The following is a 26018-nucleotide window of genomic DNA, read 5'->3' on the forward strand; positions in this document are numbered from 1 at the left end:
CGCGGCTTCCATTCTTTTGCGAGGGCTTTATGGCTCGTACTACAGCAATTAACCGCTACCGGAACATTGGTATCTGCGCCCACGTCGACGCGGGCAAGACCACCACTACCGAGCGGATCCTGTTCTACACAGGTCTCAGCCACAAGATGGGTGAGGTACACGACGGCGCTGCTACCACCGACTGGATGGTGCAGGAGCAGGAGCGTGGTATCACCATCACCTCCGCTGCGATCACGACCTTCTGGGAAGGTTCGCGCGGCCAGTACGACAAATACCGCGTAAACGTCATCGACACCCCCGGCCACGTAGACTTCACCATTGAAGTTGAGCGCTCTCTGCGCGTACTGGACGGTGCTGTCGTGGTGTTCTGCGGCACCTCCGGCGTTGAGCCGCAGTCCGAAACCGTATGGCGTCAGGCCAACAAGTACGGCGTTCCGCGTATCGTCTACGTGAACAAGATGGACCGCGCCGGCGCCAACTTCCTGCGCGTCGTCGGTCAGATCAAGAACCGCCTGGGCCACACCCCGGTCCCGGTTCAGCTGGCCATCGGTGCAGAAGATGACTTCCAGGGTCAGATCGACCTGATGAAGATGAAGGCCATCTACTGGAACGAAGACGACAAGGGCACCAGCTACCGCGAGGAAGAGATTCCCGCCGAGCTGCTGGACCTGGCCAACGAATGGCGCAACAACATGGTCGAGGCTGCTGCCGAGGCCAACGAAGAGCTGATGAACAAGTACCTGGAAGGCGGCGAGCTGTCGATCGAAGAGATCAAGGCCGGCCTGCGCCAGCGTACCATCGCCTGCGAAATCGTTCCGGCGGTCTGCGGTTCGTCCTTCAAGAACAAGGGCGTGCCCCTGGTTCTGGACGCCGTCATCGACTTCCTGCCTGCTCCGACCGAGATCCCGGCCATCCAGGGCGTCCACCCGGACAGCACCGATGACAACGAGATCCACGACGAGCGTCCGGCCGACGACAACGCTCCGTTCTCCGCTCTGGCGTTCAAGATCGCTACCGACCCGTTCGTCGGTACCCTGACTTTCGTCCGCGTCTACTCGGGCGTTCTGGAGTCCGGCCAGTCGGTCATCAACTCCGTGAAGGGCAAGAAAGAGCGCGTTGGTCGTATGGTGCAGATGCACGCCAACCAGCGTGACGAGATCAAGGAAGTGCGCGCTGGCGACATCGCGGCTCTGATCGGCATGAAGGACGTCACCACTGGTGACACCCTGTGCGACATCGAGAAGCCGATCATCCTCGAGCGCATGGACTTCCCGGAGCCGGTCATCTCGGTCGCTGTCGAGCCGAAGACCAAGGCTGACCAGGAGAAGATGGGCATCGCCCTCGGCAAGCTGGCCCAGGAAGACCCGTCGTTCCGCGTCAAGACCGACGAAGAAACCGGCCAGACCATCATCTCCGGTATGGGTGAGCTGCACCTGGACATCCTCGTCGACCGCATGAAGCGCGAGTTCGGCGTCGAGGCCAACATCGGCAAGCCGCAGGTTTCCTACCGCGAAACCATCTCCAAGGACAACGTCGAGATCGAAGGCAAGTTCGTTCGTCAGTCCGGTGGTCGCGGTCAGTTCGGTCACTGCTGGATCCGCTTCTCGACTCCGGATGTGGACGAGAAGGGCAACATCACCGAAGGCCTGGTGTTCACCAGCGAAGTCGTAGGTGGTGTGGTTCCGAAGGAATACATCCCGGCGATCCAGAAGGGCATCGAAGAGCAGATGAAGAACGGCGTCGTCGCCGGCTATCCGCTCATCGGCCTGAAGGCCACCGTGTTCGATGGTTCCTACCACGACGTCGACTCCAACGAGATGGCGTTCAAGATCGCTGCTTCCATGGCGACCAAGCAGCTGGCCCAGAAGGGCGGCGGCAAGGTGCTCGAGCCGATCATGAAAGTGGAAGTGGTGACTCCTGAGGACTACATGGGCGACGTGATGGGCGACCTGAACCGTCGTCGCGGTCTGATTCAGGGGATGGAAGACTCGGTTTCCGGTAAGGTTATCCGTGCCGAGGTTCCGCTGGGCGAGATGTTCGGTTATGCGACCGACGTACGTTCCATGTCCCAGGGTCGCGCGAGCTACTCCATGGAATTCTCCAAATACGCCGAAGCTCCGTCGAACATCGTCGAAGCGCTGGTTAAAAAACAAGCTTGATTCAGCCCTTTAAGTTAAGAGGTTACTGTCGTGGCTAAGGAAAAATTTGAACGTAACAAACCGCACGTCAACGTTGGCACCATCGGCCACGTTGACCACGGTAAGACCACTCTGACCGCTGCTCTGACCAAGGTCTGCTCCGAGACCTGGGGTGGCTCCGCTCGCGCCTTCGACCAGATCGACAACGCGCCGGAAGAGAAAGCCCGTGGTATCACCATCAACACTTCGCACGTCGAATACGACTCGCCGGTACGCCACTACGCTCACGTAGACTGCCCGGGCCACGCCGACTACGTGAAGAACATGATCACCGGTGCTGCCCAGATGGACGGCGCGATCCTGGTTTGCTCGGCTGCCGACGGCCCCATGCCGCAGACCCGCGAGCACATCCTGCTGTCCCGTCAGGTAGGCGTTCCCTACATCGTCGTGTTCCTGAACAAGGCCGACATGGTTGACGACGCCGAGCTGCTGGAACTGGTCGAGATGGAAGTTCGCGACCTGCTGAACACCTACGACTTCCCGGGCGACGACACTCCGATCGTGATCGGTTCCGCGCTGATGGCCCTGAACGGCCAGGATGACAACGAGATGGGCGTTTCCGCCGTGCGCAAGCTGGTGGAAACCCTGGACTCCTACATCCCCGAGCCGGTTCGTGCCATCGACCAGCCGTTCCTGATGCCGATCGAAGACGTGTTCTCGATCTCCGGCCGCGGCACCGTGGTAACCGGTCGTGTCGAGCGCGGTATCGTCAAGGTCCAGGAAGAAGTGGAAATCGTCGGTATCCGTCCGACCACCAAGACCACCTGCACCGGCGTTGAAATGTTCCGCAAGCTGCTCGACGAAGGTCGTGCTGGCGAGAACGTCGGCGTCCTGCTGCGCGGCACCAAGCGTGAAGACGTAGAGCGTGGCCAGGTTCTGGCCAAGCCGGGCACCATCAAGCCGCACACCAAGTTCGAGTGCGAAGTGTACGTGCTGTCCAAGGAAGAAGGCGGTCGTCACACCCCGTTCTTCAAGGGCTACCGTCCGCAGTTCTACTTCCGTACCACCGACGTGACCGGCAACTGCGAGCTGCCGGAAGGCGTCGAGATGGTAATGCCGGGTGACAACGTCAAGATGACCGTCACCCTGATCGCCCCGATCGCCATGGAAGACGGCCTGCGCTTCGCTATCCGCGAAGGCGGCCGTACCGTTGGCGCCGGCGTGGTTGCCAAGATCATCGAGTAATCGACTGATCTAGCGCATGAGGAAAAGGGGCCCTTCGGGGCCCCTTTTTCGTTGGATTGGTTAAATATTGACACCCTCCAGGGGCATCCGTACAATTGCGCCTCCTTTTAACGGGCGGAGTCCGCCCGTTGGGAATGGCAACTTGGAGTCTGAGGTCAAATGCAAAATCAACAAATCCGTATTCGGTTGAAGGCTTTTGACCATCGCCTGATCGACCAGTCTACCCAGGAAATCGTGGAAACCGCGAAACGTACTGGGGCTCAGGTGCGTGGTCCGATTCCTCTGCCGACCCGCAAGGAACGTTACACCGTGCTGATTTCCCCGCACGTCAACAAGGACGCTCGTGACCAGTACGAAATTCGTACCCACAAGCGTGTGCTCGACATCGTTCAGCCGACCGACAAGACCGTCGACGCGCTGATGAAGCTCGACCTTGCTGCTGGCGTCGAAGTACAGATCAGCCTCGGCTAATGCCTTCGGCATTGGTCGTGTAACGCTCTGAAATGGGCGGCCATAGCGGGTGAAAGCCCCGTACACTAAAGAGGTTCTTAAGATGACAATTGGTGTTGTCGGTCGTAAGTGCGGCATGACCCGCATTTTCACCGAAGATGGTGTCTCCATTCCGGTCACGGTCATTGAGGTCGAGCCGAATCGCGTCACCCAGTTCAAGAACGAAGAGACCGATGGCTATCGCGCTGTGCAGGTAACTGCCGGCGAGCGTCGTGCTTCTCGCGTGACCAAGGCTCAGGCCGGTCACTTTGCCAAGGCGAATGTCGCCGCCGGTCGCGGCGTGTGGGAATTCCGTCTGGGCGAAGAGGAGTTCAAGGCAGGCGATTCCATCTCCGTCGATCTGTTCCAGGCAGGCCAGCTGGTAGACGTTACCGGCGAGTCCAAGGGTAAAGGCTACGCCGGTACCATCAAGCGCTGGAACTTCCGTGGTCAGGACAATACCCACGGTAACTCCGTTTCCCACCGCGTCCCGGGTTCGATCGGCCAGTGCCAGACTCCTGGTCGAGTGTTCAAGGGCAAGAAAATGTCCGGTCACATGGGTGCTGAGCGTGTAACCGTTCAATCCCTTGAGGTCGTGCGTGTCGATGCCGAGCGTAATCTGCTGCTGGTCAAGGGTGCCGTTCCTGGCGCTACCGGCGGTGACGTGCTCGTGCGTCCGGCAGCCAAGGCTCGCGGTTAAGAGGGGAAGCTGAGATGCAACTTAATGTGAACGGCGCTCAGGCTATCGAAGTCTCCGAGCGTACCTTTGGCAGCGAATTCAACGAGACTCTGGTTCACCAGGCTGTCGTCGCCTACATGGCTGGCGGTCGTCAGGGCACCCGTGCTCAGAAAACTCGTTCCGAAGTCTCCGGTGGCGGCAAGAAGCCGTGGCGTCAGAAGGGCACCGGTCGTGCTCGCGCTGGTACCATCCGCAGCCCCATCTGGCGTGGGGGCGGCACCACTTTCGCCGCCAAACCGCAGGATCACTCCCAGAAGCTCAACAAGAAGATGTACCGCGCAGCCCTGCGCTCCATCCTCTCCGAGCTGGTCCGTCTGGACCGCCTGGTTGTCGTTGCCGACTTCGCCGTCGATGCACCGAAAACCAAAGGTCTGGTCAGCAAGCTGGACGGCCTGGGCCTGAAAGACGTGCTGATCGTCACCGATGGCGTTGATGAAAACCTGTACCTGGCTGCGCGCAACCTGGCGCACGTCGATGTACGCGACGTCCAGGGTTCCGACCCGGTCAGCCTGATCGCCTACGACAAGGTGCTCGTCACCGTGTCCGCCGTGAAGAAGTTCGAGGAGCTGCTGGCATGAACCAGGAACGCGTATTCAAAGTGCTGCTGGGCCCGCATATCTCCGAGAAAGCCACGGGGCTGGCGGACGGCAAGAGCCAATTCGTTTTCAAGGTTGCCACTGATGCAACCAAGCTGGAAATCAAGAAGGCCGTCGAAAGCCTGTTCGGCGTGAAAGTACGTCGCGTCACCACCCTGAACGTTCAGGGCAAGACCAAGCGTACCGTTCGCGGCCTGGGCAAGCGTAACGACTGGAAGAAGGCGTACATCGCCCTTCAGCCCGGCCAAGATCTCGATTTCGCAGCTGGCGCTGAGTAAAGGGGTGCATCATGGCAATCGTTAAATGCAAACCGACTTCCGCTGGTCGTCGCTTCGTCGTCAAGGTCGTGAACCAGAACCTGCACAAGGGTGCTCCGTTCGCTGGCCTGGTCGAGAAGAAGTCCAAGTCGGGCGGCCGTAACAACAACGGTCGTATCACCACCCGCCACATCGGCGGTGGTCACAAGCAGCACTACCGTCTGGTCGACTTCCGCCGCAACAAGGATGGCATCCCTGCCATCGTCGAGCGCGTGGAATATGACCCGAACCGCACTGCGCACATCGCTCTGCTGAAGTACGCGGACGGTGAGCGTCGTTACATCATCGCCCCCAAAGGCGTGGTGGCTGGCGATCAACTGATCTCCGGTATCGGCGCTCCGATCAAGCCCGGCAACAACATGCCGCTGCGCAACATCCCGGTTGGTAGCACCATCCACGGTATCGAGCTGAAGCCGGGCAAAGGCGCCCAGCTGGTTCGCTCCGCTGGCGCCTCGGCCCAGCTGGTAGCCCGTGAAGGCGCTTACGTAACCGTGCGTCTGCGTTCCGGTGAAATGCGTAAAGTCCTGGCTGACTGCCGTGCGACCCTGGGTGAAGTCTCGAACTCCGAGCACAGCCTGCGTTCGCTGGGTAAAGCTGGTGCCAAACGCTGGCGCGGCATTCGCCCGACCGTTCGTGGCGTCGCCATGAACCCGGTCGACCACCCGCATGGTGGTGGTGAAGGTCGTACCTCTGCTGGTCGTCATCCGGTATCGCCGTGGGGTCTTCAGACCAAGGGTAAGAAGACTCGCGCGAACAAGCGTACCGATAACATGATCGTCCGTCGCCGCAAGTAAATAGAGGGATACGACAGTGCCGCGTTCTCTGAAAAAAGGTCCTTTTATCGATCTTCACCTGCTGAAGAAGGTCGAAGTGGCGGTGGAAAAGAACGACCGTAAGCCGATCAAGACCTGGTCGCGTCGTTCGATGATTCTGCCGCATATGGTTGGTCTGACCATCGCTGTCCACAACGGCCGTCAACACGTGCCGGTCCTGGTCAACGAAGACATGGTCGGTCACAAACTCGGCGAGTTCGCTGCTACCCGCACTTATCGTGGGCATGCTGCGGACAAGAAAGCCAAGCGTTAAGGGGTAAGGAAGATGGAAGTAGCCGCTAAGCTGTCGGGCGCTCGTATCTCCGCCCAGAAAGCCCGCTTGGTCGCCGACCAGATCCGCGGGAAGAAGGTGGGCGAAGCGCTCAACCTCCTGGCTTTCAGCAGTAAGAAAGCCGCCGAGATCATGAAGAAAGTGCTGGAGTCGGCTGTTGCCAACGCTGAGCACAACGAAGGCGCCGATGTGGACGACCTGAAGGTCTCCACCGTCTTCGTCAACGAAGGTCGTTCGCTCAAGCGCATCATGCCGCGCGCCAAAGGCCGTGCTGATCGCATCGTCAAGCGGTCTTGCCATATCACTGTCAAGGTTGCGGACAAGTAACGGAGTCGATCAGATGGGTCAGAAAGTACATCCCAATGGCATCCGCCTGGGTATCGTCAAGGAGCACACCTCCGTTTGGTACGCAGATAAGCGCACTTACGCCGATTATCTGTTCGCCGACCTGAAGGTCCGTGAGTACCTCCAAGACAAACTAAAAAGCGCGTCCGTAAGCCGTATCGATATCCATCGCCCGGCTCAAACCGCACGTATCACCATCCACACCGCCCGTCCCGGTATCGTGATCGGCAAGAAAGGTGAAGATGTTGAGAAGCTGCGTCAGGACCTGACCAAGCAAATGGGTGTGCCCGTGCACATCAACATCGAGGAAATCCGCAAGCCGGAACTCGATAGCATGCTGGTTGCGCAGAGCGTAGCTCAGCAGCTGGAACGCCGCGTCATGTTCCGTCGCGCCATGAAGCGCGCCGTGCAGAACGCCATGCGTATTGGTGCCAAGGGCATCAAGATCCAGGTGAGCGGTCGTTTGGGCGGCGCTGAAATTGCTCGTACCGAATGGTATCGCGAAGGTCGTGTGCCCCTGCACACCCTGCGTGCCGATATCGACTATGCCACCTACGAAGCGCACACCACCTACGGTGTGATCGGTGTCAAGGTTTGGATCTTCAAAGGCGAGGTCATCGGTGGCCGCCAGGAAGAGCTCAAGCCGGTAGCGCCCGCTCCTCGTAAAAAAGCTGCTAAGTAAGGAGTACGCAAATGCTGCAACCTAAGCGTACGAAGTTCCGCAAGCAAATGACCGGTCACAACCGTGGCCTGGCTCATCGCGGTAGCAAAGTCAGCTTCGGCGAGTTCGCCCTCAAGGCGACCAGCCGTGGCCGTCTCACCGCGCGTCAGATCGAGTCCGCACGTCGTGCGCTGACCCGTCACGTAAAACGTGGCGGCAAGATCTGGATCCGCGTATTCCCCGACAAGCCGGTTACCAAGAAGCCCCTCGAAGTTCGTATGGGTAAAGGTAAGGGCGGCGTCGAGTACTGGGTAGCCCAGATTCAACCGGGCAAGGTCCTGTACGAGATCGAGGGTGTATCCGAAGAGCTGGCGCGTGAGGCATTCGCCCTGGCTGCTGCAAAGCTGCCGCTCGCCACCTCCTTTGTTAAGCGGACGGTGATGTGATGAAAGCGAATGAACTTCGTGAGAAATCCGTGGAGCAGCTGAACGAGCAACTGCTCGGCCTGCTGCGCGACCAGTTCAATCTGCGTATGCAGAAAGCAACTGGCCAGTTGGCGCAGTCCCACCTGCTCTCGCAGGTGAAGCGCGACATCGCTCGCGTCAAAACTGTGCTCAATCAGCAAGCAGGTAAGTGAACATGGCTGAAGCTCAGAAAACCGTCCGTACGCTGACCGGCCGCGTCGTCAGCGACAAGATGGACAAGACCGTCACCGTTCTGATCGAGCGTCGCGTCAAGCACCCGATCTACGGCAAATACGTGAAGCGTTCGACCAAGCTGCACGCCCACGACGAAACCAATCAGTGCCGCATTGGTGACCTGGTCACCATTCGCGAAACCCGTCCGCTGGCCAAGACCAAGGCCTGGACCCTGGTTGATATCGTCGAGCGCGCAGTGGAAGTCTAAGGGTCGGAGATAGATAATGATTCAGACTCAATCCATGCTCGATGTCGCTGATAACAGCGGCGCGCGTCGCGTAATGTGCATCAAGGTGCTCGGCGGTTCCCACCGTCGCTACGCCGGCATTGGCGACATCATCAAAGTCACCGTCAAGGAAGCGATTCCGCGCGGCAAGGTGAAGAAAGGCCAGGTCATGACTGCCGTGGTCGTTCGTACCAAGCACGGCGTTCGTCGCACCGACGGCTCCATCATCCGCTTCGACGGTAACGCCGCCGTCCTGCTGAACAACAAGCAGGAGCCGATCGGCACCCGTATCTTCGGGCCCGTGACTCGTGAACTTCGTACCGAGAAGTTCATGAAGATCGTCTCGCTCGCCCCTGAAGTGCTGTAAGGAGTAGCCGTCATGCAAAAAATTCGTCGTGACGACGAAGTCATCGTCATTGCCGGCAAGGACAAGGGCAAGCGTGGCAAGGTGCTGAAAGTTCTCGCTGACGACCGTCTGGTCGTCGGCGGTGTGAACCTGATCAAGCGCCACACCAAGCCCAACCCCATGCTCAACCAGCAAGGCGGGATCGTCGAGAAGGAGGCGCCTCTGCACGTCTCCAACGTCGCCATCTTCAACCCGGAAACCAGCAAGGCTGACCGCGTTGGCTTCAAGGTAGAAGACGGTAAGAAGGTTCGTGTCTTCAAGTCGACCCAGAAACCGGTCCAGGCTTGAGGGAGTAGGTAGATACCATGGCACGATTGAAAGAACTGTACCGGAAGGAAATCGCGCCCAAGCTGAAGCAAGAGCTTCAGCTGGCGAACGTGATGGAAGTTCCGCGCGTTACCAAAATCACCCTGAACATGGGTCTTGGCGAAGCTGTCGGTGACAAGAAAGTCATCGAGAGCGCCGTGGCCGATCTGGAAAAGATCGCAGGCCAGAAGCCGGTCGTGACTTACGCTCGTAAGTCCATCGCCGGCTTCAAGATCCGTGAAGGCTGGCCGATCGGCGTGAAGGTCACCCTGCGTGGCGACCGCATGTACGAATTCCTGGACCGCCTGCTCTCCATCTCCCTGCCGCGCGTGCGTGACTTCCGCGGCCTGAATGCCAAGTCCTTCGATGGCCGCGGCAACTACAGCATGGGCGTGAAAGAGCAGATCATCTTCCCGGAAATCGATTACGACAAGATCGATGCTCTGCGCGGCATGGACATCACTCTGACCACCACCGCCCGTACGGACGATGAAGGTCGCGCTCTGCTGCGCGCCTTCAACTTCCCGTTCCGCAACTGATTGGAGTAGGAACATGGCCAAAGAGAGCATGAAAAACCGTGAGCTGAAGCGTCAGCGCACGGTAGCCAAGTACGCCCAGAAGCGTGCCGAGCTGAAAGCGATCATCGCTAATCCGAACTCCTCCCAGGAAGAGCGTTGGAATGCGCAGGTCGCCCTGCAGAAGCAACCGCGTGACGCGAGCGCCAGCCGCCTGCGTAACCGTTGCCGCCTGACCGGTCGTCCGCACGGCTTCTACCGCAAGTTCGGCCTGAGCCGTAACAAGCTGCGTGAAGCCGCCATGCGCGGCGACGTACCGGGCCTGGTGAAAGCCAGCTGGTAAGTCGGTCGAGACGGGGCCGGCAACGGCTCCGTTGATCGCTTTGCGAAGCAAGCCCCCTCGTGGGGCTTGATTCGTTTTTGAGCGGTCTCTAGAATACCCGGCTCCCCTGAGCCTGGGTTTTTCTCACCCTGCGTTTTGAGGGTGAGTATCGTTGAAGGCTTATCTTTTGTATCAGGAGCATTAAGCCCATGAGTATGCAGGACCCGTTAGCAGACATGCTAACTCGCATCCGTAATGCCCAGATGGCTGAGAAGACCGTCGTGAGCATGCCGTCTTCCAAGCTGAAGGCGGCAGTAGCCAAAGTCCTCAAGGACGAAGGTTACATTGCGGACTATCAGGTCAGCGCCGAGGCCAAGCCTCAGCTGTCCATCGAGCTGAAGTACTTCGAAGGCAAGCCCGTCATCGAAGAAGTGAAGCGAATCAGCCGTCCTGGCCTGCGCCAGTACAAGTCCGTAGATCAGCTGCCGAAAGTTCGCGGTGGTCTGGGTGTGTCGATCGTCTCCACCAACAAAGGTGTGATGACCGACCGCGCAGCCCGTGCCGCTGGCGTTGGTGGCGAAGTGCTCTGCACTGTGTTCTAAGGGGAATCAGCATGTCTCGCGTTGCTAAGAACCCCGTCAAGCTGCCCGCCGGCGTCGAAATCAAGCTGGCTGGTCAGGAACTCTCGGTCAAGGGCTCCAAAGGCTCCCTCGAGCTGAAAGTCCACCCGTCCGTAGAAGTCATCCAGGACAACGGTGAGCTGCGTTTCGCCGCCCGTAACGGCGACCAGCAGACCCGTGCCATGGCCGGTACCACCCGCGCCCTGGTCAACAACATGGTGATCGGCGTCAGCCAGGGCTTCGAGCGCAAGCTCCAGCTGGTCGGCGTTGGTTACAAGGCGCAGGCCAAAGGCCAAGTGCTGTCCCTGGCCCTCGGCTTCTCCCACCCGGTCGATTACGAACTGCCCGCCGGCATCGTCGCCGAAACCCCCAGCCAGACCGATATCCTGATCAAGGGCATCGACAAGCAGCTGGTCGGCCAGGTTGCCGCGGAGATCCGCGATTTCCGTCCGCCGGAGCCGTACAAAGGCAAGGGCGTGCGGTATTCGGACGAAGTCGTACTTCGTAAAGAAGCCAAGAAGAAGTAGGGCATAGCAAATGAGCGTCAAGAAAGAAACCCGTCTGCGTCGCGCTCGCAAGGCACGCCTGAAGATGCGCGAGCTGGAAGCCGTACGCCTTTGCGTGTACCGCTCCTCCCAGCACATTTACGCCCAGGTCATCGCGGCCGACGGCGGCAAGGTCCTGGCCAGCGCCTCGACCCTGGACAAGGAACTGCGCGAAGGTGCCACCGGCAACGTCGACGCAGCCAAGAAAGTTGGTCAACTGGTCGCCGAACGCGCCAAGGCTGCCGGCGTCACTCAGGTGGCGTTCGACCGTTCTGGCTTCAAGTACCACGGCCGCATCAAGGCCCTGGCTGATGCCGCTCGCGAAGGCGGTCTGGAGTTCTAAGTTATGGCAAACAACGATCAAAAGCGCGACGAAGGCTACATCGAGAAGCTGGTTCAAGTTAACCGCGTCGCCAAAACCGTAAAAGGTGGCCGTATCTTCGCCTTCACCGCGCTGACCGTGGTTGGCGATGGCAAGGGCCGTGTTGGCTTCGGTCGTGGCAAGGCGCGTGAAGTGCCGGCCGCCATCCAGAAGGCCATGGAAGCTGCTCGCCGCAACATGATCCAGGTGGATCTGAACGGCACCACCCTGCAGTACCCGACCAAGTCCGCCCATGGCGCCTCCAAGGTGTACATGCAGCCGGCTTCCGAAGGTACCGGCATCATCGCCGGCGGCGCCATGCGTGCCGTCCTGGAAGTGGCCGGTGTGCAGAACGTTCTGGCCAAGTGCTACGGTTCGACCAACCCGGTCAACGTGGTATACGCCACCTTCAAGGGCCTGAAGAACATGCAGTCCCCTGAGTCGGTAGCGGCCAAGCGTGGCAAGAGCGTCGAGGAGATTCTCTAACCATGGCAACTGTCAAAGTTACCCTGATCAAAAGCCTGAACGGCCGTCTGGCCAATCACAAGGCCTGCGTCAAAGGCCTGGGCCTGCGTCGCATCAATCATACCGTCGAAGTTCAGGACACTCCTGAGAACCGCGGCATGATCAACAAGGCCTACTACCTGCTGCGTGTGGAGGGTTAATCCATGCAACTGAACGATCTGCGTTCCGCGCCGGGTGCCCGTCGCGAGAAGCTGCGTCCGGGCCGTGGCATCGGTAGCGGTCTGGGCAAGACCGGTGGCCGTGGTCACAAAGGTCAGACCTCGCGCTCCGGCGGCACCATCGCCCCGGGCTTCGAGGGTGGCCAGCAGCCGCTGCACCGTCGTCTGCCGAAGTTCGGCTTCAAGTCCCTGAAAGCCCTGGATCGCGCCGAGGTTCGTACCTCCGAGCTGGCCAAGGTCGAAGGCGAAGTCGTCACCGTGCAGGCCCTGAAGGATGCCAACGTGATCAACCGCAACGTACAGCGCGTCAAAGTCGTGCTGTCCGGTGAAGTTGCCCGCGCGGTCACCCTGAAAGGCATCGGCGCCACCAAGGGCGCTCGTGCGGCTATCGAAGCAGCTGGCGGCAAAATCGAGGACTAAATGGCTAAGCAAGGTGCTCTCTCTGCGCTGAGCAACGGTGGCGGTCTGTCCGAGCTCTGGGCACGTCTGCGTTTCCTGTTCCTGGCGATCATCGTCTATCGGATAGGTGCGCACATCCCGGTTCCGGGCATCAACCCCGATCGCTTGGCGGCACTGTTCCGGCAGAACGAGGGGACCATTCTTAGCCTCTTCAACATGTTTTCCGGCGGCGCGCTGGAGCGCATGAGTATCTTTGCACTGGGGATCATGCCGTACATCTCGGCGTCGATCATCATGCAGCTCATGACCGCTATCAGCCCGCAGCTGGAGCAGTTGAAGAAAGAGGGTGAGTCTGGGCGTCGCAAGATCAGCCAGTACACCCGCTACGCAACGCTCGTCCTGGCGCTCGTCCAGGCCATCGGCATGGCCGTTGGCCTGGGCAGCCAGGGCGTGGCCTTCTCCAATGACTTCGGCTTCTACTTCGTGGCAGTCACCACCTTCGTGGCGGGTGCGCTGTTCATGATGTGGCTGGGCGAGCAGATCACCGAGCGGGGCGTCGGCAATGGTATCTCCATGCTGATCTTCTCCGGGATCGTCGCCGGCCTGCCGCGCGCCATCGGGCAGTCCTTCGAGTCCGCCCGTCAAGGTGACATCAACATCTTCGCCCTGATCGCCGTAGGCCTGCTGGCCGTCGCGATCATCGCGTTCGTGGTGTTCATCGAGCGCGGTCAGCGCCGCATCGCCGTGCATTACGCCAAGCGCCAGCAAGGTCGCAAGGTGTTTGCCGCGCAGACCAGCCATCTGCCGCTGAAAGTGAACATGGCGGGCGTGATCCCGGCCATCTTCGCCAGCAGCATCCTGCTGTTCCCGGCGTCCCTGGGCGCCTGGTTCGGTCAGTCGGAGGGCCTGGGTTGGCTGCAGGACGTCGCGCAAGCGATCGCTCCGGGGCAGCCGCTGAACATTCTGCTGTTTAGTGCAGGGATCATCTTCTTCTGCTTCTTCTACACAGCGCTGATGTTCAATCCCAAGGACGTGGCGGAAAACCTCAAGAAGTCCGGTGCATTTATTCCGGGTATTCGTCCGGGCGAACAGTCCGCTCGCTACATCGATGGCGTGCTGACCCGTTTGACCATGTTCGGTGCCCTGTACATGACGGCGGTGTGCCTGTTGCCCCAGTTCCTGGTGGTGGCTGCCCACGTTCCGTTCTACCTCGGCGGGACCTCGTTGCTGATCGTGGTCGTGGTTGTGATGGACTTTATGGCCCAAGTACAATCGCACCTCGTTTCTCACCAGTACGAATCCCTCATGAAGAAAGCCAACCTGAAGGGTTATGGCGGCAGCAGCATGCTGCGCTGACCGGCCCGTAAGGTTAGTAGGAGTCACTGATGAAAGTTCGTGCATCGGTTAAGAAGCTGTGCCGCAACTGCAAGATCATCCGTCGCGAAGGCGTCGTTCGCGTGATCTGCAGCGCGGAGCCGCGTCACAAGCAGCGCCAAGGCTGAGTGTGATCCACGCGTTATAGCCCGGCAGCTAGTGCGCTGCCGGGTTGATTATTTGTTATTACAGCGCTAATATCCGCGCCCTTTCTTGGCTTCCTGGGCGCCGGGTAGCTGTCAATTGGAGTTTTTCTGAATGGCCCGTATTGCAGGCGTAAACATTCCGGATAACAAGCACACTGTTATCTCGCTGACCTACATCTATGGTGTAGGTCGCACCACCGCACAGAGCATCTGCGCTGCCACGGGCATCAGCCCGGTAGTGAAGATCAAGGACCTGAGCGAAGAGCAGATCGATTCGCTGCGCAACGAGGTGGCCAAGCTGACCACCGAAGGTGACCTGCGCCGCGAAATCAACATGAACATCAAGCGTCTGATGGACCTCGGTTGCTACCGCGGTCTGCGTCATCGTCGCGGTCTGCCGGTTCGCGGTCAGCGTACCAAGACCAACGCGCGCACCCGCAAGGGCCCGCGTAAGCCGATCCGCAAGTAATCGCTTAGGAATATAGTCATGGCAAAACCTGCTGCTCGTCCTCGCAAGAAAGTCAAAAAGACGGTGGTTGACGGGATCGCGCATATCCACGCGTCCTTCAACAACACCATCGTTACCATCACCGACCGTCAGGGCAACGCCCTGTCCTGGGCCACTTCCGGTGGTTCGGGCTTCCGCGGCTCGCGTAAGAGCACCCCGTTCGCTGCCCAGGTAGCGGCCGAGCGTGCCGGCCAGGCTGCTCTGGAATACGGTCTGAAGAACCTTGACGTCAACGTCAAAGGCCCGGGCCCGGGTCGCGAATCGGCTGTTCGTGCGCTGAATGCCTGCGGTTACAAGATCGCCAGCATCACCGACGTAACCCCGATCCCGCACAACGGCTGCCGCCCGCCGAAAAAGCGTCGCGTGTAATAGGAGACAGTGAGAAATGGCTCGTTACATTGGTCCCAAATGCAAACTGTCTCGCCGTGAAGGCACCGACCTGTTCCTGAAGAGCGGCGCTCGCGCGCTCGACTCCAAGTGCAAGGCCGAACAGGTTCCTGGCCAGCACGGCGCTCGCCGTGGCCGTCTGTCCGACTACGGTCTGCAGCTGCGTGAGAAGCAGAAAGTCCGCCGCATCTACGGCGTGCTGGAGCGTCAGTTCCGTGGCTACTACCAAGAGGCTTCCCGCCGCAAGGGCTCCACTGGTGAGAACCTGCTGCAACTGCTGGAATGCCGTCTGGACAACGTCGTCTATCGTATGGGCTTCGGTTCCACCCGTTCGGAATCCCGTCAGCTGGTGTCCCACAAGACCATCAGCGTGAACGGTCAGACCGTCAACATCCCGTCCTATCAGGTGAAGGCCGGCGACGTCGTTGCTGTTCGCGAGAAATCGAAGAACCAGCTGCGTATCGCTCAAGCCCTCGAACTGTGCGCCCAGCGCGGTCGCGTTGAGTGGGTCGAAGTGGACACCGACAAGAAGGCCGGTACCTTCAAGAGCGTTCCGGCTCGTGCCGACCTGTCCGCCGACATCAACGAAAACCTGATTGTCGAGCTCTACTCCAAGTAAGGGCTAGAAAATAGGTGCATCCATGCAGAGTTCGGTAAATGAGTTCCTGACCCCCCGCCACATCGATGTGCAGGTGGTCAGCCAAACCCGCGCCAAGATCACGCTCGAGCCTCTCGAGCGTGGCTTCGGCCATACCCTGGGCAACGCGCTGCGTCGCATCCTGTTGTCCTCCATGCCTGGCTGTGCAGTGGTCGAGGCCGAGATCGACGGCGTACTCCACGAGTACTCGGCGATCGAAGGTGTTCAGGAAGACGTCATCGAAATCCTGCTCAACCTGAAAGGTCTGGCCATCAAGCTGCACGGCCGTGACGAAGTGACGCTGACCCTGGCGAAAAAGGGCTCGGGTGTGGTGACCGCTGCCGATATTCAGCTGGATCATGATGTCGAGATCGTCAACGGTGACCATGTTATCGCCCACCTGGCCGATAACGGCGCGCTGAACATGAAGCTGAAAGTCGCTCGTGGCCGTGGCTACGAGCCGGCTGATGCCCGCTCGAGCGATGAAGACGAAAGCCGCAGCATCGGCCGTCTGCAGCTCGACGCCTCGTTCAGCCCCGTGCGTCGTGTTGCCTACGTGGTCGAGAACGCCCGTGTCGAACAGCGTACCAACCTGGACAAGCTGGTCCTCGATCTGGAAACCAACGGCACCCTGGACCCCGAAGAGGCTATCCGTCGCGCCGCTACCATCCTGCAACAGCAGCTGGCAGCGTTCGTGGACCTCAAGGGCGACAGCGAACCCGTCGTTGAAGAGCAGGAAGACGAGATCGATCCGATCCTGCTGCGTCCGGTCGATGACCTGGAGCTGACCGTTCGTTCGGCCAACTGCCTGAAGGCGGAGAACATCTACTACATCGGTGACCTGATCCAGCGCACCGAAGTAGAGCTGCTGAAAACTCCGAACCTGGGCAAGAAGTCCCTGACCGAAATCAAGGACGTTCTGGCCTCTCGCGGTCTGTCCCTCGGTATGCGCCTCGACAACTGGCCGCCGGCAAGTCTTAAGAAAGACGACAAGGCTACTGCCTGATCGTCGTAGCTACCGAACGTAAAGTTTGGAAAGGAATTGAACCATGCGCCATCGTAAAAGTGGTCGTCACCTGAGCCGCACCAGCGCGCACCGCAAGGCTATGTTCCAGAACATGGCTGTGTCGCTGTTCGAACACGAACTGATCAAAACCACCCTGCCGAAAGCCAAGGAACTGCGCCGCGTTGCCGAGCCGCTGATCACCCTGGCCAAGGAAGACAGCGTCGCCAACCGTCGTCTGGCTTTCGACCGTACCCGTTCGAAGGCTGCCGTAGGCAAGCTGTTCAACGAGCTGGGCAAGCGCTACGCCAACCGTCCGGGCGGCTACCTGCGCATCCTCAAGTGCGGTTTCCGCGCTGGCGACAACGCCCCCATGGCGTACGTCGAGCTGGTTGATCGTGCTGTCGGCGGCGAAGCGGTCGAAGCTGCTGAGTAAGGCGAACGCCACTCATGAAAAACCGGGCTCAGGCCCGGTTTTTTATTGCCCGCTGGAAATGTATCTCGTTCCCTTCGGCCCAGGATCCGCGCGTCTTGCAAGGCACTCTCGCGCCGGCGGGACTATCCTCGAATTGATGCGGGTCATGGTCGTCGAGGACCAAATTCTCTTCAATTATTCACCGGACTCATGGAGCTGACTGATGCAAGGCCATGCTGAAGTAATCGACTACCTCAATACCCTGCTGACCGGCGAGCTGGCCGCGCGCGACCAGTACTTCATCCACTCGCGCATGTACGAGGACTGGGGCTTCGCCAAGCTCTACGAGCGCCTCAACCACGAGATGGAAGAGGAAACCCAGCACGCCGACGCCCTGATCCGCCGCATCCTGTTGCTGGAGGGCACGCCGCGCATGCGTCCCGACGATATCCACCCGGGCCGTACCGTGCCGGAAATGCTCGAAGCCGACCTCAAGCTGGAGCGCCAGGTGCGTGCTGCCCTGGCCAAGGGCATCGCGCTGTGCGAGCAGCACAAGGACTTCGTCAGCCGCGACATGCTCAAGGCCCAGTTGGCCGACACCGAGGAAGACCACGCCTACTGGCTGGAGCAGCAACTCGGGCTGATTGCCAAGATGGGCCTGGAGAACTACCTGCAGTCGCAGATATGAGGTTTCGTCTGCAATGAAAGAAGCCCCTCGCGCCTATCGGTCGCAGGGGCTTTTTTGTTTCCACCAGGCGCTGCCAGGGGGAGGATTCCGGTGCTGTATTTCCGTTGTTCGGGAGGCTATCGCGCACGGTTCTGGTAAGAGGCAAAAACTATCGTGCCGTTGCTTTTCATAAATTGGTCCCCCCAGCGGAGCGGTACTAGTCTTAATCCACCGTCGGCAGCTGTCGACCAGACCGACCCGATGAGGACAAAGGAGAAAGCAATGTCGAATGAATCGAAATGCCCGTTCCATTATGTTGCTGGTGGCGGTACTACCAACGAGGACTGGTGGCCGAACCAACTGAAGTTGGACCTACTGAACCAGCATTCGGAAAGATCCAACCCGTTGGGTGAGAAGTTCAACTACCGCGACGAGTTCAAGAAACTCGACTACTCGGCCCTGAAGGCCGACCTGAAGCACCTGATGACCGACTCCCAGGAATGGTGGCCGGCCGACTGGGGCCACTACGGTGGCCTGATGATCCGCATGGCCTGGCACGCCGCCGGTACCTACCGTATCGCCGACGGCCGCGGCGGCGTGGGCCGTGCCCAACAGCGCTTCGCCCCGCTGAACTCCTGGCCGGACAACGTCAGCCTGGACAAGGCGCGGCGCCTGCTGTGGCCGATCAAGCAGAAATATGGCCAGAAGATTTCCTGGGGCGACCTGATGGTGCTCGCCGGCAACGTGGCCCTGGAAAGCATGGGGTTCCGTACCTTCGGCTTCGGCGCCGGCCGCGAAGACGTATGGGAGCCGGACAACGACGTCAACTGGGGCGACGAGAAGACCTGGCTTGTCCACCGCGACCCCGAGGCCCTGGCCAAGAACCCCCTGGCGGCCACCGAGATGGGCCTGATCTATGTGAACCCCGAAGGCCCCAATGCCAGCGGTGACCCGTTGTCGGCCGCGCCCGCCATCCGTGCGACCTTCGGCAATATGGCGATGAACGACGAAGAGATCGTCGCCCTGATCGCCGGTGGCCACACCCTCGGCAAGACCCACGGTGCCGGCTCGGCGGACCACGTCGGCGCTCCCCCGGAAGACGCTCCCCTCGAGCAGCAGGGCCTGGGCTGGGCCAGCAGCTATGGCTCCGGCGTCGGCGCCGACGCCATCACCTCCGGCATCGAGGTGGTATGGACGCAAACGCCCACCCAGTGGAGCAACTTCTTCTTCGAGAACCTGTTCAAGTACGAATGGGAACAGACCCGCTCGCCCGCCGGGGCCATCCAGTGGGTCGCCAAGGATTCGCCGGAGATCATCCCCGATCCCTTCGATCCGTCGAAGAAGCGCAAGCCCACCATGCTCACCACCGACCTGACGCTGCGCTTCGATCCGGAATTCGGGAAAATCTCCAAGCGCTTCCTCGATGACCCGCAGGCCTTCGCCGATGCGTTCGCCCGCGCCTGGTTCAAGCTGACCCACCGCGACATGGGGCCGAAGGCCCGCTACCTCGGCCCGGAAGTGCCGAAGGAAGACCTGATCTGGCAGGACCCGCTGCCGCCGGCCACGCACAACCCGAGCGCCGCGGACATCGCCGACCTGAAGGCGAAGATCGCCGAGTCCGGCCTGTCGATCGCCGAGCTGGTGTCCACCGCCTGGGCCTCGGCCTCCACCTTCCGCGGTGGCGACAAGCGCGGCGGCGCCAATGGCGCGCGCATTCGCCTGGCGCCGCAGAAGGACTGGGAGGTCAACAACCCGAAGCAGCTCGCCAAGGTATTGGCCAAGCTCGACGAGATCCAGCGGTTCTCCGGCAAGGCCTCGCTGGCCGACGTGATCGTGCTGGCCGGCAACGTGGGCGTCGAGCAGGCCGCCAAGGCTGCCGGCGTGAACATCGAGGTGCCCTTCGCTCCGGGCCGCGCGGATGCCCGCCAGGACCAGACCGACGTCGAGTCCTTCGAGGTGCTCGAACCCATCGCCGATGGCTTCCGCAACTACAAGAGCGCCAATCCCGGCGCGTCCACCGAGGCACTGCTGGTCGACAAGGCCCAGCTGCTGACCCTGACCGCTCCGGAAATGACCGTGCTCGTCGGCGGCCTGCGCATGCTGGGGGCCAACTACGACGGCAGCGCCCATGGCGTGTTCACCGACCGGCCCGGCGTGCTCAGCAACGACTTCTTCGTCAACCTGCTGGACATGGGCACCGTCTGGGCGCCGGTGGACGGCTCCGCGGAGGTCTTCGAGGGCCGGGCCCGCAAGGGCGGCGAGCTGAAGTGGACCGCTACCCGTGCCGACCTGATCTTCGGTTCGCACTCGGTGCTGCGGGCGCTGGCCGAGGTCTACGCCAGCAGCGATGCCAAGGAGAAGTTCGTGAAGGACTTCGTCGCCGCCTGGACCAAGGTGATGAACCTGGACCGCTTCGATCTGGCCTGATGTTCTTGGGCTGGGAAGAAAAGGCGCCGCTTTGGCGGTAGCAGTGGCTACTTGAAAGAAAATGCCGTTTCCCTTTTACGGGGAAGCGGCATTTTCATGTGGGTTGCCGGCTGCTTCGAGGTGCTTTTCGTAGGATGGGTTGAGCTTGCGAAACCCATGCGGCCATCGGTGATGGGTATCGCTTCGCTCAACGCCATCCTACGAAAAGCTACGCTCGCTCCTACGCCGCCCAGGCTATGACATTGCCACGTTGGACTCACCGGCCCCCGGACGCCCCGGGGGCACGGACAGCCCCTTTCAGCGGTCAGGCCCGATCGCGCTCCAGCAGCGGCTTGAGGAAGCGCCCGGTGTGCGAGGCCTCCATCTCCGCCACCTGCTCCGGCGTGCCGCTGGCGATGATCTGGCCGCCCTTGGAGCCGCCCTCGGGGCCGAGGTCGACCAGCCAGTCGGCGGTCTTGATCACGTCCAGGTTGTGCTCGATCACCACCACCGTGTTGCCGTGGTCGCGCAGGCGGTGCAGCACGTCGAGCAGTTGCTGGATGTCCGCGAAGTGCAGGCCGGTGGTCGGTTCGTCGAGGATGTACAGGGTCTTGCCGGTGTCGCGCTTGGACAGCTCGCGGGACAGCTTCACCCGCTGCGCCTCGCCGCCGGACAGGGTGGTCGCGCTCTGCCCCAGCTTGATGTACGACAGGCCCACGTCGATCAGCGTCTGCAGCTTGCGGGCGATGGCCGGCACGGCGTCGAAGAACGCGCGGGCGTCCTCGATGGTCATGTCCAGCACCTCGGTGATGCTCTTGCCCTTGTAGCGGATCTCCAGCGTTTCGCGGTTGTAGCGCTTGCCCTTGCAGACGTCGCAGGGCACGTAGATATCCGGCAGGAAGTGCATCTCCACCTTGATCACGCCGTCGCCCTGGCAGGCCTCGCAGCGGCCGCCCTTGACGTTGAACGAGAAGCGCCCCGGGCCGTAGCCGCGGGAGCGGGCTTCCGGTACGCCGGCGAACAGTTCGCGGATCGGGGTGAACAGGCCGGTGTAGGTCGCCGGGTTGGAGCGCGGCGTGCGGCCGATCGGGCTCTGATCGATGTCCACCACCTTGTCCAGGTGCTGCAGGCCGTCGAAGGAATCGTAGGGCGCGACTTCCAGGCTGGTGGCGCCGTTCAGCGCGGTGGCGGTGATCGGGAACAGGGTGTTGTTGATCAGCGTCGACTTGCCCGAGCCGGACACGCCGGTGACGCAGGTGAACAGGCCGACCGGGAGCTCCAGGTTGACGTTGCGCAGGTTGTTGCCGCGCGCGCCCTTGAGCTTGAGCAACTGCTTCTTGTTGCGCGGCGTGCGCTGCGCCGGCACCACGATCTTCTGGCGGCCGGAAAGGTACTTGCCGGTCACCGAGTCCGGATGGCTCATGACCTGCTCGGGCGTGCCCTCGGCGACGATCTGCCCGCCGTGCACGCCGGCGCCGGGGCCGATGTCCACCACGTAGTCGGCGAGGCGGATGGCGTCCTCGTCGTGCTCCACCACTATCACCGTGTTGCCCAGGTTGCGCAGGTGGGTGAGGGTGGCCAGCAGGCGTTCGTTGTCGCGCTGGTGCAGGCCGATGGAGGGCTCGTCGAGGATGTACATCACCCCCACCAGGCCGGCGCCGATCTGGCTGGCCAGGCGGATGCGCTGGGCCTCGCCACCGGACAGGGTGTCGGCGCTGCGGTCGAGGGTCAGGTAGTCGAGGCCGACGTTGACCAGGAACTGCAGGCGCTCGCGGATTTCCTTGAGGATCTTCGCCGCGATCTCGCCGCGGCGGCCGGTCAGGGTCAGGCCGGCGGCGTATTCGCTGGCCTCGCCCACCGGCATCGCGGTGACCGCCGGCAGCGTCTTGTCGCCCACCCAGACGTGGCGCGCCTCGCGGCGCAGGCGGGTGCCGTGGCAGTCCGGGCAGGGCTGGGTGCTGAGGAACTTGGCCAGCTCCTCGCGCACGGTCATGGACTCGGTCTCGCGGTAGCGGCGCTCCAGGTTCGGCAGGATGCCCTCGAAGGGGTGCGCGCGCTTGACGATGTCGCCGCGGTCGTTGAGGTAGCGGAACTCGACGTTCTCGCGCCCCGAGCCGCCGAGGATGAACTTCTGGTGCTCGGGCGAGAGTTCCTGGAAGGGCACCTCCAGGCTGAAGCCGAAATGCGCGGCCAGCGAGCCGAGCATCTGGAAGTAATAGACGTTGCGCCTGTCCCAGCCGCGGATGGCGCCCTCGGCCAGGGTCAGTTCGCCGTTGACCACCCGGCGCGCGTCGAAGAACTGCTTCACGCCCAGGCCGTCGCAGGTGGGGCAAGCGCCGGCGGGGTTGTTGAAGGAGAACAGCTTGGGTTCCAGCTCGCTGATGGAGTGGCCGCACACCGGGCAGGCGAAGCGCGCGGAGAAGATCATCTCCTCGCCTTCTTCGCCCTGCTTTTTGTCATCTTCGTCGGGAAGGGGGGCGACCAGGGCGATGCCGTCGGCCAGGTTGATGGCCGTCTCGAAGGATTCCGCCAGGCGCTGCTGCAGGTCGCCGCGGACCTTGAAGCGGTCCACCACCACGTCGATGGAGTGCTTCTGCTTCTTGTCCAGCTTGGGCAGCTCGTCCAGCTCGTAGAGCTTGCCGTCGACCCGCGCGCGGACGAAGCCCTGGGCGCGCATTTCGTCGAACACCGCCAGGTGCTCGCCCTTGCGCTCGCGGATCACCGGGGCCAGCAGCATCAGCCGGCGGCCTTCGGGCAGAGCGAGCACCTGGTCGACCATCTGGCTGACGGTCTGCGCCTCCAGCGGGATGTCATGGTCCGGGCAGCGCGGGATGCCGACGCGGGCGTAGAGCAGGCGCAGGTAGTCGTAGATCTCGGTGATGGTGCCCACGGTGGAGCGCGGGTTGTGCGAGGTGGACTTCTGCTCGATGGAAATCGCCGGCGACAGGCCCTCGATGGTGTCGACGTCGGGTTTTTCCATCATCGAGAGGAACTGCCGGGCGTAGGCCGACAGGGATTCCACGTAGCGGCGCTGGCCTTCGGCGTAGAGCGTGTCGAAGGCCAGGGACGACTTGCCGGAGCCGGACAGGCCGGTGATCACGATCAGCTTGTCGCGCGGCAGGGTCAGGTCGATGTTCTTCAGGTTGTGGGTACGTGCCCCACGGATGAGGATCTTGTCCACAGCGGCCTCGCATGGCGGGCGAAAACCGTTGAGTATACGTTTCCCCGGCAGTACGCGGCAAAGTGGCGCGTCTGTGCCTCCGGGCGGCTGGGCTGCTAGAATGCCCGGCTATTTTTCGGCGTCGGCGGCAGCCGGCCATCCGGGAACGGATGGGCACGCCATTGCGGGGGCAAGAAGCACAGCCCGCTCCAGTCATTCCCCTGAGGGACTTATGCACGACACCCACACTGAGCGCATGAGTGGCACCGAAACCCGCGCGGCCGTCGGCCTTTCCCTGGTCTTCGCGTTCCGCATGCTCGGCATGTTCATGGTCCTGCCGGTCCTGGCCACCTACGGCCAGGACCTGGCCGGCGCGACCCCGGCGCTGATCGGCCTGGCCATCGGCGCCTACGGCCTGACCCAGGCCATCCTGCAGATTCCCCTGGGCACCCTGTCCGACCGCATCGGCCGCCGGCCGATCATCGTCGTCGGCCTGCTGGTGTTCGCCCTCGGCGCGGCCGTGGCGGCCAACGCCGACAGCATCTGGGGCGTGATCGCCGGGCGGGTGATCCAGGGCGCCGGGGCGATCTCCGCGGCGGTGATGGCGATGCTCTCGGACCTGACCCGCGAGCAGCACCGCACCAAGGCCATGGCCACCATCGGCATGAGCATCGGCGTGTCCTTCGCCGTGGCCATGGTCGCCGGCCCCGTGCTGACGCACCTGTTCGGCCTGCACGGGCTGTTCTGGTTCACCGCCGGCATGGCCCTGGTCGGCCTGCTGATGATCCTGTTCTTCGTGCCGACCCCGGACCACCGCCTGCAGCACCGCGAGTCCAGCGTCGCCGGCCAGGCGCTGCTGCCGACCCTGAAGAACGCCGAGCTGCTGCGCCTGGACGCCGGCATCCTGGTGCTGCACGCGATCCTCATGGCCAGCTTCGTGGCCTTGCCGCTGGCCCTGGTGGAGCGCGCCGGGCTGCCCAAGGAAGAACACTGGTGGGTCTACCTGACCGCGCTGCTGGTGGGCTTCTTCGGCATGGTGCCGTTCATCATCTACGCCGAGAAGAAGCGCCAGATGAAGCGCGTGCTGGCCGGCGCGGTGGCCACCCTGATGCTCTGCGAGCTGTTCTTCTGGGAATTCGGCTACAGCCTGAAGGAACTGCTGTTCGGCATCGTCGTCTACTTCACCGCGTTCAACCTGCTGGAAGCCTCGCTGCCGTCGCTGGTGAGCAAGGTCTCGCCGGCCGGCGGCAAGGGCACGGCGATGGGCGTGTACTCCACCAGCCAGTTCCTCGGCGCCGCCGTGGGCGGCATCCTCGGCGGCTGGATGTTCCAGCACGGCGGGTTGGACGGGGTGTTCATCGGCTGCGCCGTGCTGGCTGCCATATGGCTGGCGATTGCTGTTACCATGCGCGAACCGCCGTATGTAACGAGCATCCGCCTGCCCCTGTCCGACGAGGCGCTGGGCGATGCCTCGTTGGCCGAGCGTTTCAAGGCATTGCCCGGTGTGAGCGATGTGATGGTGGTCGCCGAAGAGGCCGCCGCTTATGTCAAAGTAGATTCCCAACAAGTGGATCGCACGTCCCTCGAACGCCTGGCAGGCGTCGAGCCGGCGACGTGCTGAAGCCTTTAGGAGAGCGTCATGGCCCGTGGGGTTAACAAAGTCATTCTGGTTGGTAACGTCGGTGGCGATCCGGAAACCCGCTACCTGCCCAACGGCAACGCGGTGACCAACGTCACCCTGGCCACCAGCGAGAGCTGGAAGGACAAGCAGACCGGCCAGCAGCAGGAACGTACCGAATGGCACCGCGTGGTGTTCTTCGGCCGCCTGGCGGAGATCGTCGCCGAGTACGTGCGCAAGGGCTCGCAGATCTACGTCGAAGGTAGCCTGCGCACCCGCAAGTGGCAGGGCCAGGACGGTCAGGACCGCTACACCACCGAGATCGTGGTAGACATCAACGGCAACATGCAACTGCTCGGCGGCCGTCCGGGCGCCGGTGGCGACGACGCCCCGCGCGCGCCGCGCGAACCCCAGCAGCGCCCGCAACAGGCCCCGCGCCCGGCGCCGCAACAACAGGCCGCCCCGGCTCCACAACCGGCCGCCGACTACGACAGCTTCGACGACGACATTCCGTTCTAAGCGTCGGACAGGTCCGAAAAAGCCCGACATTCCCTTTGGGGGATGCCGGGTTTTTTCATGCCTGCAGAGCGTCGGCTGTCTTGCCGGCTCGGCCCGCGATCCGCGCCGGGGCGTCCGGCTATCGCGGACAAGGTCCTACGGGGGAGGCATACCGTGCCTGCCGGCAACCTGTAGGAGCGGGCCCTGCCCGCGATTTCGCGCGCAGGGCGCGCTCCTACATGGGAATGGCGCGGGTGGGGCAGCGTAGCGGATCTCATCCGCGAATCGCGCCGGGGCGTCCGGCTATCGCGGACAAGGTCCGCTCCTACGAGGAAACTCCATACCTCACAGCAAATTGTAGGAGCGGGCCCTGCCCGCGATTTCGCGCGCAGGGCGCGCTCCTACGGGGGAATGGCACGGGTGGGGCGGCGTAGGAGCGGATCTCATCCGCGATCCGCGCCGGATCGTCCGGCTATCGACACCT

The 26018-nt window shown here is 61.9% G+C and carries 35 protein-coding genes; 34 read left to right on the forward strand and 1 reads right to left on the reverse strand.

Annotation, left to right across the window (positions count from 1 at the left end):
- The first annotated feature begins 29 nt into the window (after positions 1–29).
- From fusA to katG, 32 genes are all read left to right on the forward strand, one after another.
- Positions 30–2159 carry an elongation factor G gene (gene fusA, locus FG99_RS27510; protein WP_009617134.1) on the forward strand — a complete coding sequence of 710 codons (2130 nt, stop codon included), beginning with the start codon at positions 30–32 and terminating at the stop codon, positions 2157–2159.
- A gap of 30 nt (positions 2160–2189) precedes the next feature.
- On the forward strand, positions 2190–3383 hold the full coding sequence (gene tuf / locus FG99_RS27515) for an elongation factor Tu (protein WP_009617114.1): 1194 nt from the start codon (positions 2190–2192) through the stop codon (positions 3381–3383).
- Positions 3384–3542: 159 nt separating this feature from the next.
- Positions 3543–3854, forward strand: a complete 312-nt coding sequence (gene rpsJ / locus FG99_RS27520; RefSeq protein WP_003243886.1) for a 30S ribosomal protein S10 — start codon at positions 3543–3545, stop codon at positions 3852–3854.
- Between the two features lie 82 nt (positions 3855–3936).
- Positions 3937–4572, forward strand: coding sequence for a 50S ribosomal protein L3 (rplC, locus tag FG99_RS27525; RefSeq protein ID WP_009617147.1), 636 nt, complete (start codon positions 3937–3939; stop codon positions 4570–4572).
- A gap of 14 nt (positions 4573–4586) precedes the next feature.
- The gene (rplD, locus tag FG99_RS27530) at positions 4587–5189 is read left to right on the forward strand and encodes a 50S ribosomal protein L4 (protein WP_009617148.1); all 603 of its coding nucleotides are present in this window, start codon (positions 4587–4589) and stop codon (positions 5187–5189) included.
- The gene (gene rplW, locus FG99_RS27535; protein ID WP_043273414.1) at positions 5186–5485 is read left to right on the forward strand and encodes a 50S ribosomal protein L23; all 300 of its coding nucleotides are present in this window, start codon (positions 5186–5188) and stop codon (positions 5483–5485) included. The genes rplD and rplW overlap by 4 nt, the downstream gene beginning before the upstream one ends.
- 11 nt (positions 5486–5496) lie before the next feature.
- Positions 5497–6318, forward strand: a complete 822-nt coding sequence (gene rplB, locus FG99_RS27540) for a 50S ribosomal protein L2 (RefSeq protein ID WP_009617152.1) — start codon at positions 5497–5499, stop codon at positions 6316–6318.
- A gap of 16 nt (positions 6319–6334) precedes the next feature.
- Complete coding sequence (rpsS, locus tag FG99_RS27545) at positions 6335–6610, forward strand: 30S ribosomal protein S19 (protein WP_003093734.1); 276 nt, start codon at positions 6335–6337, stop codon at positions 6608–6610.
- A 12-nt stretch (positions 6611–6622) separates the two neighbouring features.
- Entirely contained in the window at positions 6623–6955 is a 333-nt protein-coding gene (gene rplV, locus FG99_RS27550; RefSeq protein WP_003103908.1) for a 50S ribosomal protein L22, read from the forward strand.
- Positions 6956–6968: 13 nt separating this feature from the next.
- Positions 6969–7655, forward strand: a complete 687-nt coding sequence (gene rpsC / locus FG99_RS27555) for a 30S ribosomal protein S3 (RefSeq protein ID WP_009617162.1) — start codon at positions 6969–6971, stop codon at positions 7653–7655.
- A gap of 11 nt (positions 7656–7666) precedes the next feature.
- Positions 7667–8080 carry a 50S ribosomal protein L16 gene (gene rplP / locus FG99_RS27560; RefSeq protein WP_009617163.1) on the forward strand — a complete coding sequence of 138 codons (414 nt, stop codon included), beginning with the start codon at positions 7667–7669 and terminating at the stop codon, positions 8078–8080.
- The gene (gene rpmC / locus FG99_RS27565; protein WP_009617164.1) at positions 8080–8271 is read left to right on the forward strand and encodes a 50S ribosomal protein L29; all 192 of its coding nucleotides are present in this window, start codon (positions 8080–8082) and stop codon (positions 8269–8271) included. The genes rplP and rpmC overlap by 1 nt, the downstream gene beginning before the upstream one ends.
- Before the next feature lie 2 nt (positions 8272–8273).
- On the forward strand, positions 8274–8540 hold the full coding sequence (gene rpsQ / locus FG99_RS27570; protein WP_009617165.1) for a 30S ribosomal protein S17: 267 nt from the start codon (positions 8274–8276) through the stop codon (positions 8538–8540).
- A 16-nt stretch (positions 8541–8556) separates the two neighbouring features.
- Positions 8557–8925 (forward strand): 50S ribosomal protein L14, encoded by a 369-nt coding sequence (gene rplN, locus FG99_RS27575; protein ID WP_003093714.1) that lies wholly within the window; start codon positions 8557–8559, stop codon positions 8923–8925.
- 12 nt (positions 8926–8937) lie between these two features.
- The gene (rplX, locus tag FG99_RS27580) at positions 8938–9252 is read left to right on the forward strand and encodes a 50S ribosomal protein L24 (protein WP_009617167.1); all 315 of its coding nucleotides are present in this window, start codon (positions 8938–8940) and stop codon (positions 9250–9252) included.
- 17 nt (positions 9253–9269) lie between these two features.
- Positions 9270–9809, forward strand: a complete 540-nt coding sequence (rplE, locus tag FG99_RS27585) for a 50S ribosomal protein L5 (protein WP_009617168.1) — start codon at positions 9270–9272, stop codon at positions 9807–9809.
- Between the two features lie 13 nt (positions 9810–9822).
- Complete coding sequence (gene rpsN, locus FG99_RS27590; protein ID WP_009617169.1) at positions 9823–10128, forward strand: 30S ribosomal protein S14; 306 nt, start codon at positions 9823–9825, stop codon at positions 10126–10128.
- A 188-nt stretch (positions 10129–10316) separates the two neighbouring features.
- The gene (gene rpsH / locus FG99_RS27595; protein ID WP_009617170.1) at positions 10317–10709 is read left to right on the forward strand and encodes a 30S ribosomal protein S8; all 393 of its coding nucleotides are present in this window, start codon (positions 10317–10319) and stop codon (positions 10707–10709) included.
- 11 nt (positions 10710–10720) lie between these two features.
- Entirely contained in the window at positions 10721–11254 is a 534-nt protein-coding gene (gene rplF, locus FG99_RS27600) for a 50S ribosomal protein L6 (RefSeq protein WP_009617171.1), read from the forward strand.
- A 10-nt stretch (positions 11255–11264) separates the two neighbouring features.
- Positions 11265–11615 carry a 50S ribosomal protein L18 gene (gene rplR / locus FG99_RS27605; RefSeq protein ID WP_009617172.1) on the forward strand — a complete coding sequence of 117 codons (351 nt, stop codon included), beginning with the start codon at positions 11265–11267 and terminating at the stop codon, positions 11613–11615.
- A gap of 3 nt (positions 11616–11618) precedes the next feature.
- The gene (rpsE, locus tag FG99_RS27610) at positions 11619–12119 is read left to right on the forward strand and encodes a 30S ribosomal protein S5 (protein WP_009617173.1); all 501 of its coding nucleotides are present in this window, start codon (positions 11619–11621) and stop codon (positions 12117–12119) included.
- 2 nt (positions 12120–12121) lie between these two features.
- Complete coding sequence (gene rpmD / locus FG99_RS27615; RefSeq protein WP_009617174.1) at positions 12122–12298, forward strand: 50S ribosomal protein L30; 177 nt, start codon at positions 12122–12124, stop codon at positions 12296–12298.
- 3 nt (positions 12299–12301) lie between these two features.
- A complete protein-coding gene (gene rplO / locus FG99_RS27620; protein WP_009617175.1) occupies positions 12302–12736 on the forward strand; it encodes a 50S ribosomal protein L15 in 435 nt (144 codons plus the stop codon).
- Positions 12737–14071, forward strand: coding sequence for a preprotein translocase subunit SecY (gene secY / locus FG99_RS27625; RefSeq protein WP_009617177.1), 1335 nt, complete (start codon positions 12737–12739; stop codon positions 14069–14071). It abuts the gene before it with no gap.
- Positions 14072–14100: 29 nt separating this feature from the next.
- Positions 14101–14217 (forward strand): 50S ribosomal protein L36, encoded by a 117-nt coding sequence (gene rpmJ / locus FG99_RS31710; RefSeq protein WP_002555468.1) that lies wholly within the window; start codon positions 14101–14103, stop codon positions 14215–14217.
- A gap of 130 nt (positions 14218–14347) precedes the next feature.
- Positions 14348–14704, forward strand: a complete 357-nt coding sequence (rpsM, locus tag FG99_RS27630; protein WP_009617178.1) for a 30S ribosomal protein S13 — start codon at positions 14348–14350, stop codon at positions 14702–14704.
- 18 nt (positions 14705–14722) lie between these two features.
- Positions 14723–15112, forward strand: a complete 390-nt coding sequence (rpsK, locus tag FG99_RS27635) for a 30S ribosomal protein S11 (protein WP_003093689.1) — start codon at positions 14723–14725, stop codon at positions 15110–15112.
- 16 nt (positions 15113–15128) lie between these two features.
- Positions 15129–15749 carry a 30S ribosomal protein S4 gene (gene rpsD, locus FG99_RS27640; RefSeq protein WP_009617181.1) on the forward strand — a complete coding sequence of 207 codons (621 nt, stop codon included), beginning with the start codon at positions 15129–15131 and terminating at the stop codon, positions 15747–15749.
- 22 nt (positions 15750–15771) lie between these two features.
- Positions 15772–16773, forward strand: coding sequence for a DNA-directed RNA polymerase subunit alpha (rpoA, locus tag FG99_RS27645; protein ID WP_009617182.1), 1002 nt, complete (start codon positions 15772–15774; stop codon positions 16771–16773).
- A 43-nt stretch (positions 16774–16816) separates the two neighbouring features.
- Positions 16817–17206 carry a 50S ribosomal protein L17 gene (gene rplQ, locus FG99_RS27650; protein WP_009617183.1) on the forward strand — a complete coding sequence of 130 codons (390 nt, stop codon included), beginning with the start codon at positions 16817–16819 and terminating at the stop codon, positions 17204–17206.
- Positions 17207–17408: 202 nt separating this feature from the next.
- A complete protein-coding gene (bfr, locus tag FG99_RS27655) occupies positions 17409–17873 on the forward strand; it encodes a bacterioferritin (protein ID WP_043273417.1) in 465 nt (154 codons plus the stop codon).
- A 261-nt stretch (positions 17874–18134) separates the two neighbouring features.
- The gene (gene katG / locus FG99_RS27660; RefSeq protein ID WP_177330927.1) at positions 18135–20279 is read left to right on the forward strand and encodes a catalase/peroxidase HPI; all 2145 of its coding nucleotides are present in this window, start codon (positions 18135–18137) and stop codon (positions 20277–20279) included.
- A gap of 304 nt (positions 20280–20583) precedes the next feature.
- Here the strand turns inward: katG and uvrA are convergent, their stop codons facing one another.
- Positions 20584–23439 carry an excinuclease ABC subunit UvrA gene (gene uvrA, locus FG99_RS27665; protein ID WP_009617186.1) on the reverse strand — a complete coding sequence of 952 codons (2856 nt, stop codon included), beginning with the start codon at positions 23437–23439 and terminating at the stop codon, positions 20584–20586.
- Positions 23440–23650: 211 nt separating this feature from the next.
- On the opposite strand from uvrA, the gene FG99_RS27670 reads away from it, so the two are divergent.
- Positions 23651–25039, forward strand: a complete 1389-nt coding sequence (locus FG99_RS27670) for an MFS transporter (RefSeq protein ID WP_043273422.1) — start codon at positions 23651–23653, stop codon at positions 25037–25039.
- Positions 25040–25057: 18 nt separating this feature from the next.
- Positions 25058–25555 carry a single-stranded DNA-binding protein gene (gene ssb, locus FG99_RS27675; protein ID WP_009617188.1) on the forward strand — a complete coding sequence of 166 codons (498 nt, stop codon included), beginning with the start codon at positions 25058–25060 and terminating at the stop codon, positions 25553–25555.
- Positions 25556–26018 lie beyond the last annotated feature (463 nt).

It is taken from the genome of Pseudomonas sp. AAC (assembly GCF_000725445.1).
In the GTDB taxonomy this organism is placed as follows: Bacteria; Pseudomonadota; Gammaproteobacteria; order Pseudomonadales; family Pseudomonadaceae; genus Pseudomonas; species Pseudomonas citronellolis.

Bases quoted from the DNA above. Each gene is read 5' to 3' on its own strand.
- rplB (WP_009617152.1), top strand. From the start codon at position 5,497: ATGGCAATCGTTAAATGCAAACCGACTTCCGCTGGTCGTCGCTTCGTC.
- rplW (WP_043273414.1), top strand. From the start codon at position 5,186: ATGAACCAGGAACGCGTATTCAAAGTGCTGCTGGGCCCGCATATCTCC.
- rpoA (WP_009617182.1), top strand. From the start codon at position 15,772: ATGCAGAGTTCGGTAAATGAGTTCCTGACCCCCCGCCACATCGATGTG.
- rpsK (WP_003093689.1), top strand. From the start codon at position 14,723: ATGGCAAAACCTGCTGCTCGTCCTCGCAAGAAAGTCAAAAAGACGGTG.
- katG (WP_177330927.1), top strand. From the start codon at position 18,135: ATGTCGAATGAATCGAAATGCCCGTTCCATTATGTTGCTGGTGGCGGT.
- rpsQ (WP_009617165.1), top strand. From the start codon at position 8,274: ATGGCTGAAGCTCAGAAAACCGTCCGTACGCTGACCGGCCGCGTCGTC.
- secY (WP_009617177.1), top strand. From the start codon at position 12,737: ATGGCTAAGCAAGGTGCTCTCTCTGCGCTGAGCAACGGTGGCGGTCTG.
- rplD (WP_009617148.1), top strand. From the start codon at position 4,587: ATGCAACTTAATGTGAACGGCGCTCAGGCTATCGAAGTCTCCGAGCGT.
- rpsD (WP_009617181.1), top strand. From the start codon at position 15,129: ATGGCTCGTTACATTGGTCCCAAATGCAAACTGTCTCGCCGTGAAGGC.
- rpmC (WP_009617164.1), top strand. From the start codon at position 8,080: ATGAAAGCGAATGAACTTCGTGAGAAATCCGTGGAGCAGCTGAACGAG.
- rpsN (WP_009617169.1), top strand. From the start codon at position 9,823: ATGGCCAAAGAGAGCATGAAAAACCGTGAGCTGAAGCGTCAGCGCACG.
- rpsM (WP_009617178.1), top strand. From the start codon at position 14,348: ATGGCCCGTATTGCAGGCGTAAACATTCCGGATAACAAGCACACTGTT.
- rplP (WP_009617163.1), top strand. From the start codon at position 7,667: ATGCTGCAACCTAAGCGTACGAAGTTCCGCAAGCAAATGACCGGTCAC.
- rplX (WP_009617167.1), top strand. From the start codon at position 8,938: ATGCAAAAAATTCGTCGTGACGACGAAGTCATCGTCATTGCCGGCAAG.
- rpsJ (WP_003243886.1), top strand. From the start codon at position 3,543: ATGCAAAATCAACAAATCCGTATTCGGTTGAAGGCTTTTGACCATCGC.
- bfr (WP_043273417.1), top strand. From the start codon at position 17,409: ATGCAAGGCCATGCTGAAGTAATCGACTACCTCAATACCCTGCTGACC.
- rplE (WP_009617168.1), top strand. From the start codon at position 9,270: ATGGCACGATTGAAAGAACTGTACCGGAAGGAAATCGCGCCCAAGCTG.
- fusA (WP_009617134.1), top strand. From the start codon at position 30: ATGGCTCGTACTACAGCAATTAACCGCTACCGGAACATTGGTATCTGC.
- rpsE (WP_009617173.1), top strand. From the start codon at position 11,619: ATGGCAAACAACGATCAAAAGCGCGACGAAGGCTACATCGAGAAGCTG.
- rpmD (WP_009617174.1), top strand. From the start codon at position 12,122: ATGGCAACTGTCAAAGTTACCCTGATCAAAAGCCTGAACGGCCGTCTG.
- rplC (WP_009617147.1), top strand. From the start codon at position 3,937: ATGACAATTGGTGTTGTCGGTCGTAAGTGCGGCATGACCCGCATTTTC.
- rplV (WP_003103908.1), top strand. From the start codon at position 6,623: ATGGAAGTAGCCGCTAAGCTGTCGGGCGCTCGTATCTCCGCCCAGAAA.
- rplR (WP_009617172.1), top strand. From the start codon at position 11,265: ATGAGCGTCAAGAAAGAAACCCGTCTGCGTCGCGCTCGCAAGGCACGC.
- rplN (WP_003093714.1), top strand. From the start codon at position 8,557: ATGATTCAGACTCAATCCATGCTCGATGTCGCTGATAACAGCGGCGCG.
- FG99_RS27670 (WP_043273422.1), top strand. From the start codon at position 23,651: ATGCACGACACCCACACTGAGCGCATGAGTGGCACCGAAACCCGCGCG.
- rpsH (WP_009617170.1), top strand. From the start codon at position 10,317: ATGAGTATGCAGGACCCGTTAGCAGACATGCTAACTCGCATCCGTAAT.
- rplO (WP_009617175.1), top strand. From the start codon at position 12,302: ATGCAACTGAACGATCTGCGTTCCGCGCCGGGTGCCCGTCGCGAGAAG.
- ssb (WP_009617188.1), top strand. From the start codon at position 25,058: ATGGCCCGTGGGGTTAACAAAGTCATTCTGGTTGGTAACGTCGGTGGC.
- rplQ (WP_009617183.1), top strand. From the start codon at position 16,817: ATGCGCCATCGTAAAAGTGGTCGTCACCTGAGCCGCACCAGCGCGCAC.
- rpsC (WP_009617162.1), top strand. From the start codon at position 6,969: ATGGGTCAGAAAGTACATCCCAATGGCATCCGCCTGGGTATCGTCAAG.
- rpmJ (WP_002555468.1), top strand. From the start codon at position 14,101: ATGAAAGTTCGTGCATCGGTTAAGAAGCTGTGCCGCAACTGCAAGATC.
- rplF (WP_009617171.1), top strand. From the start codon at position 10,721: ATGTCTCGCGTTGCTAAGAACCCCGTCAAGCTGCCCGCCGGCGTCGAA.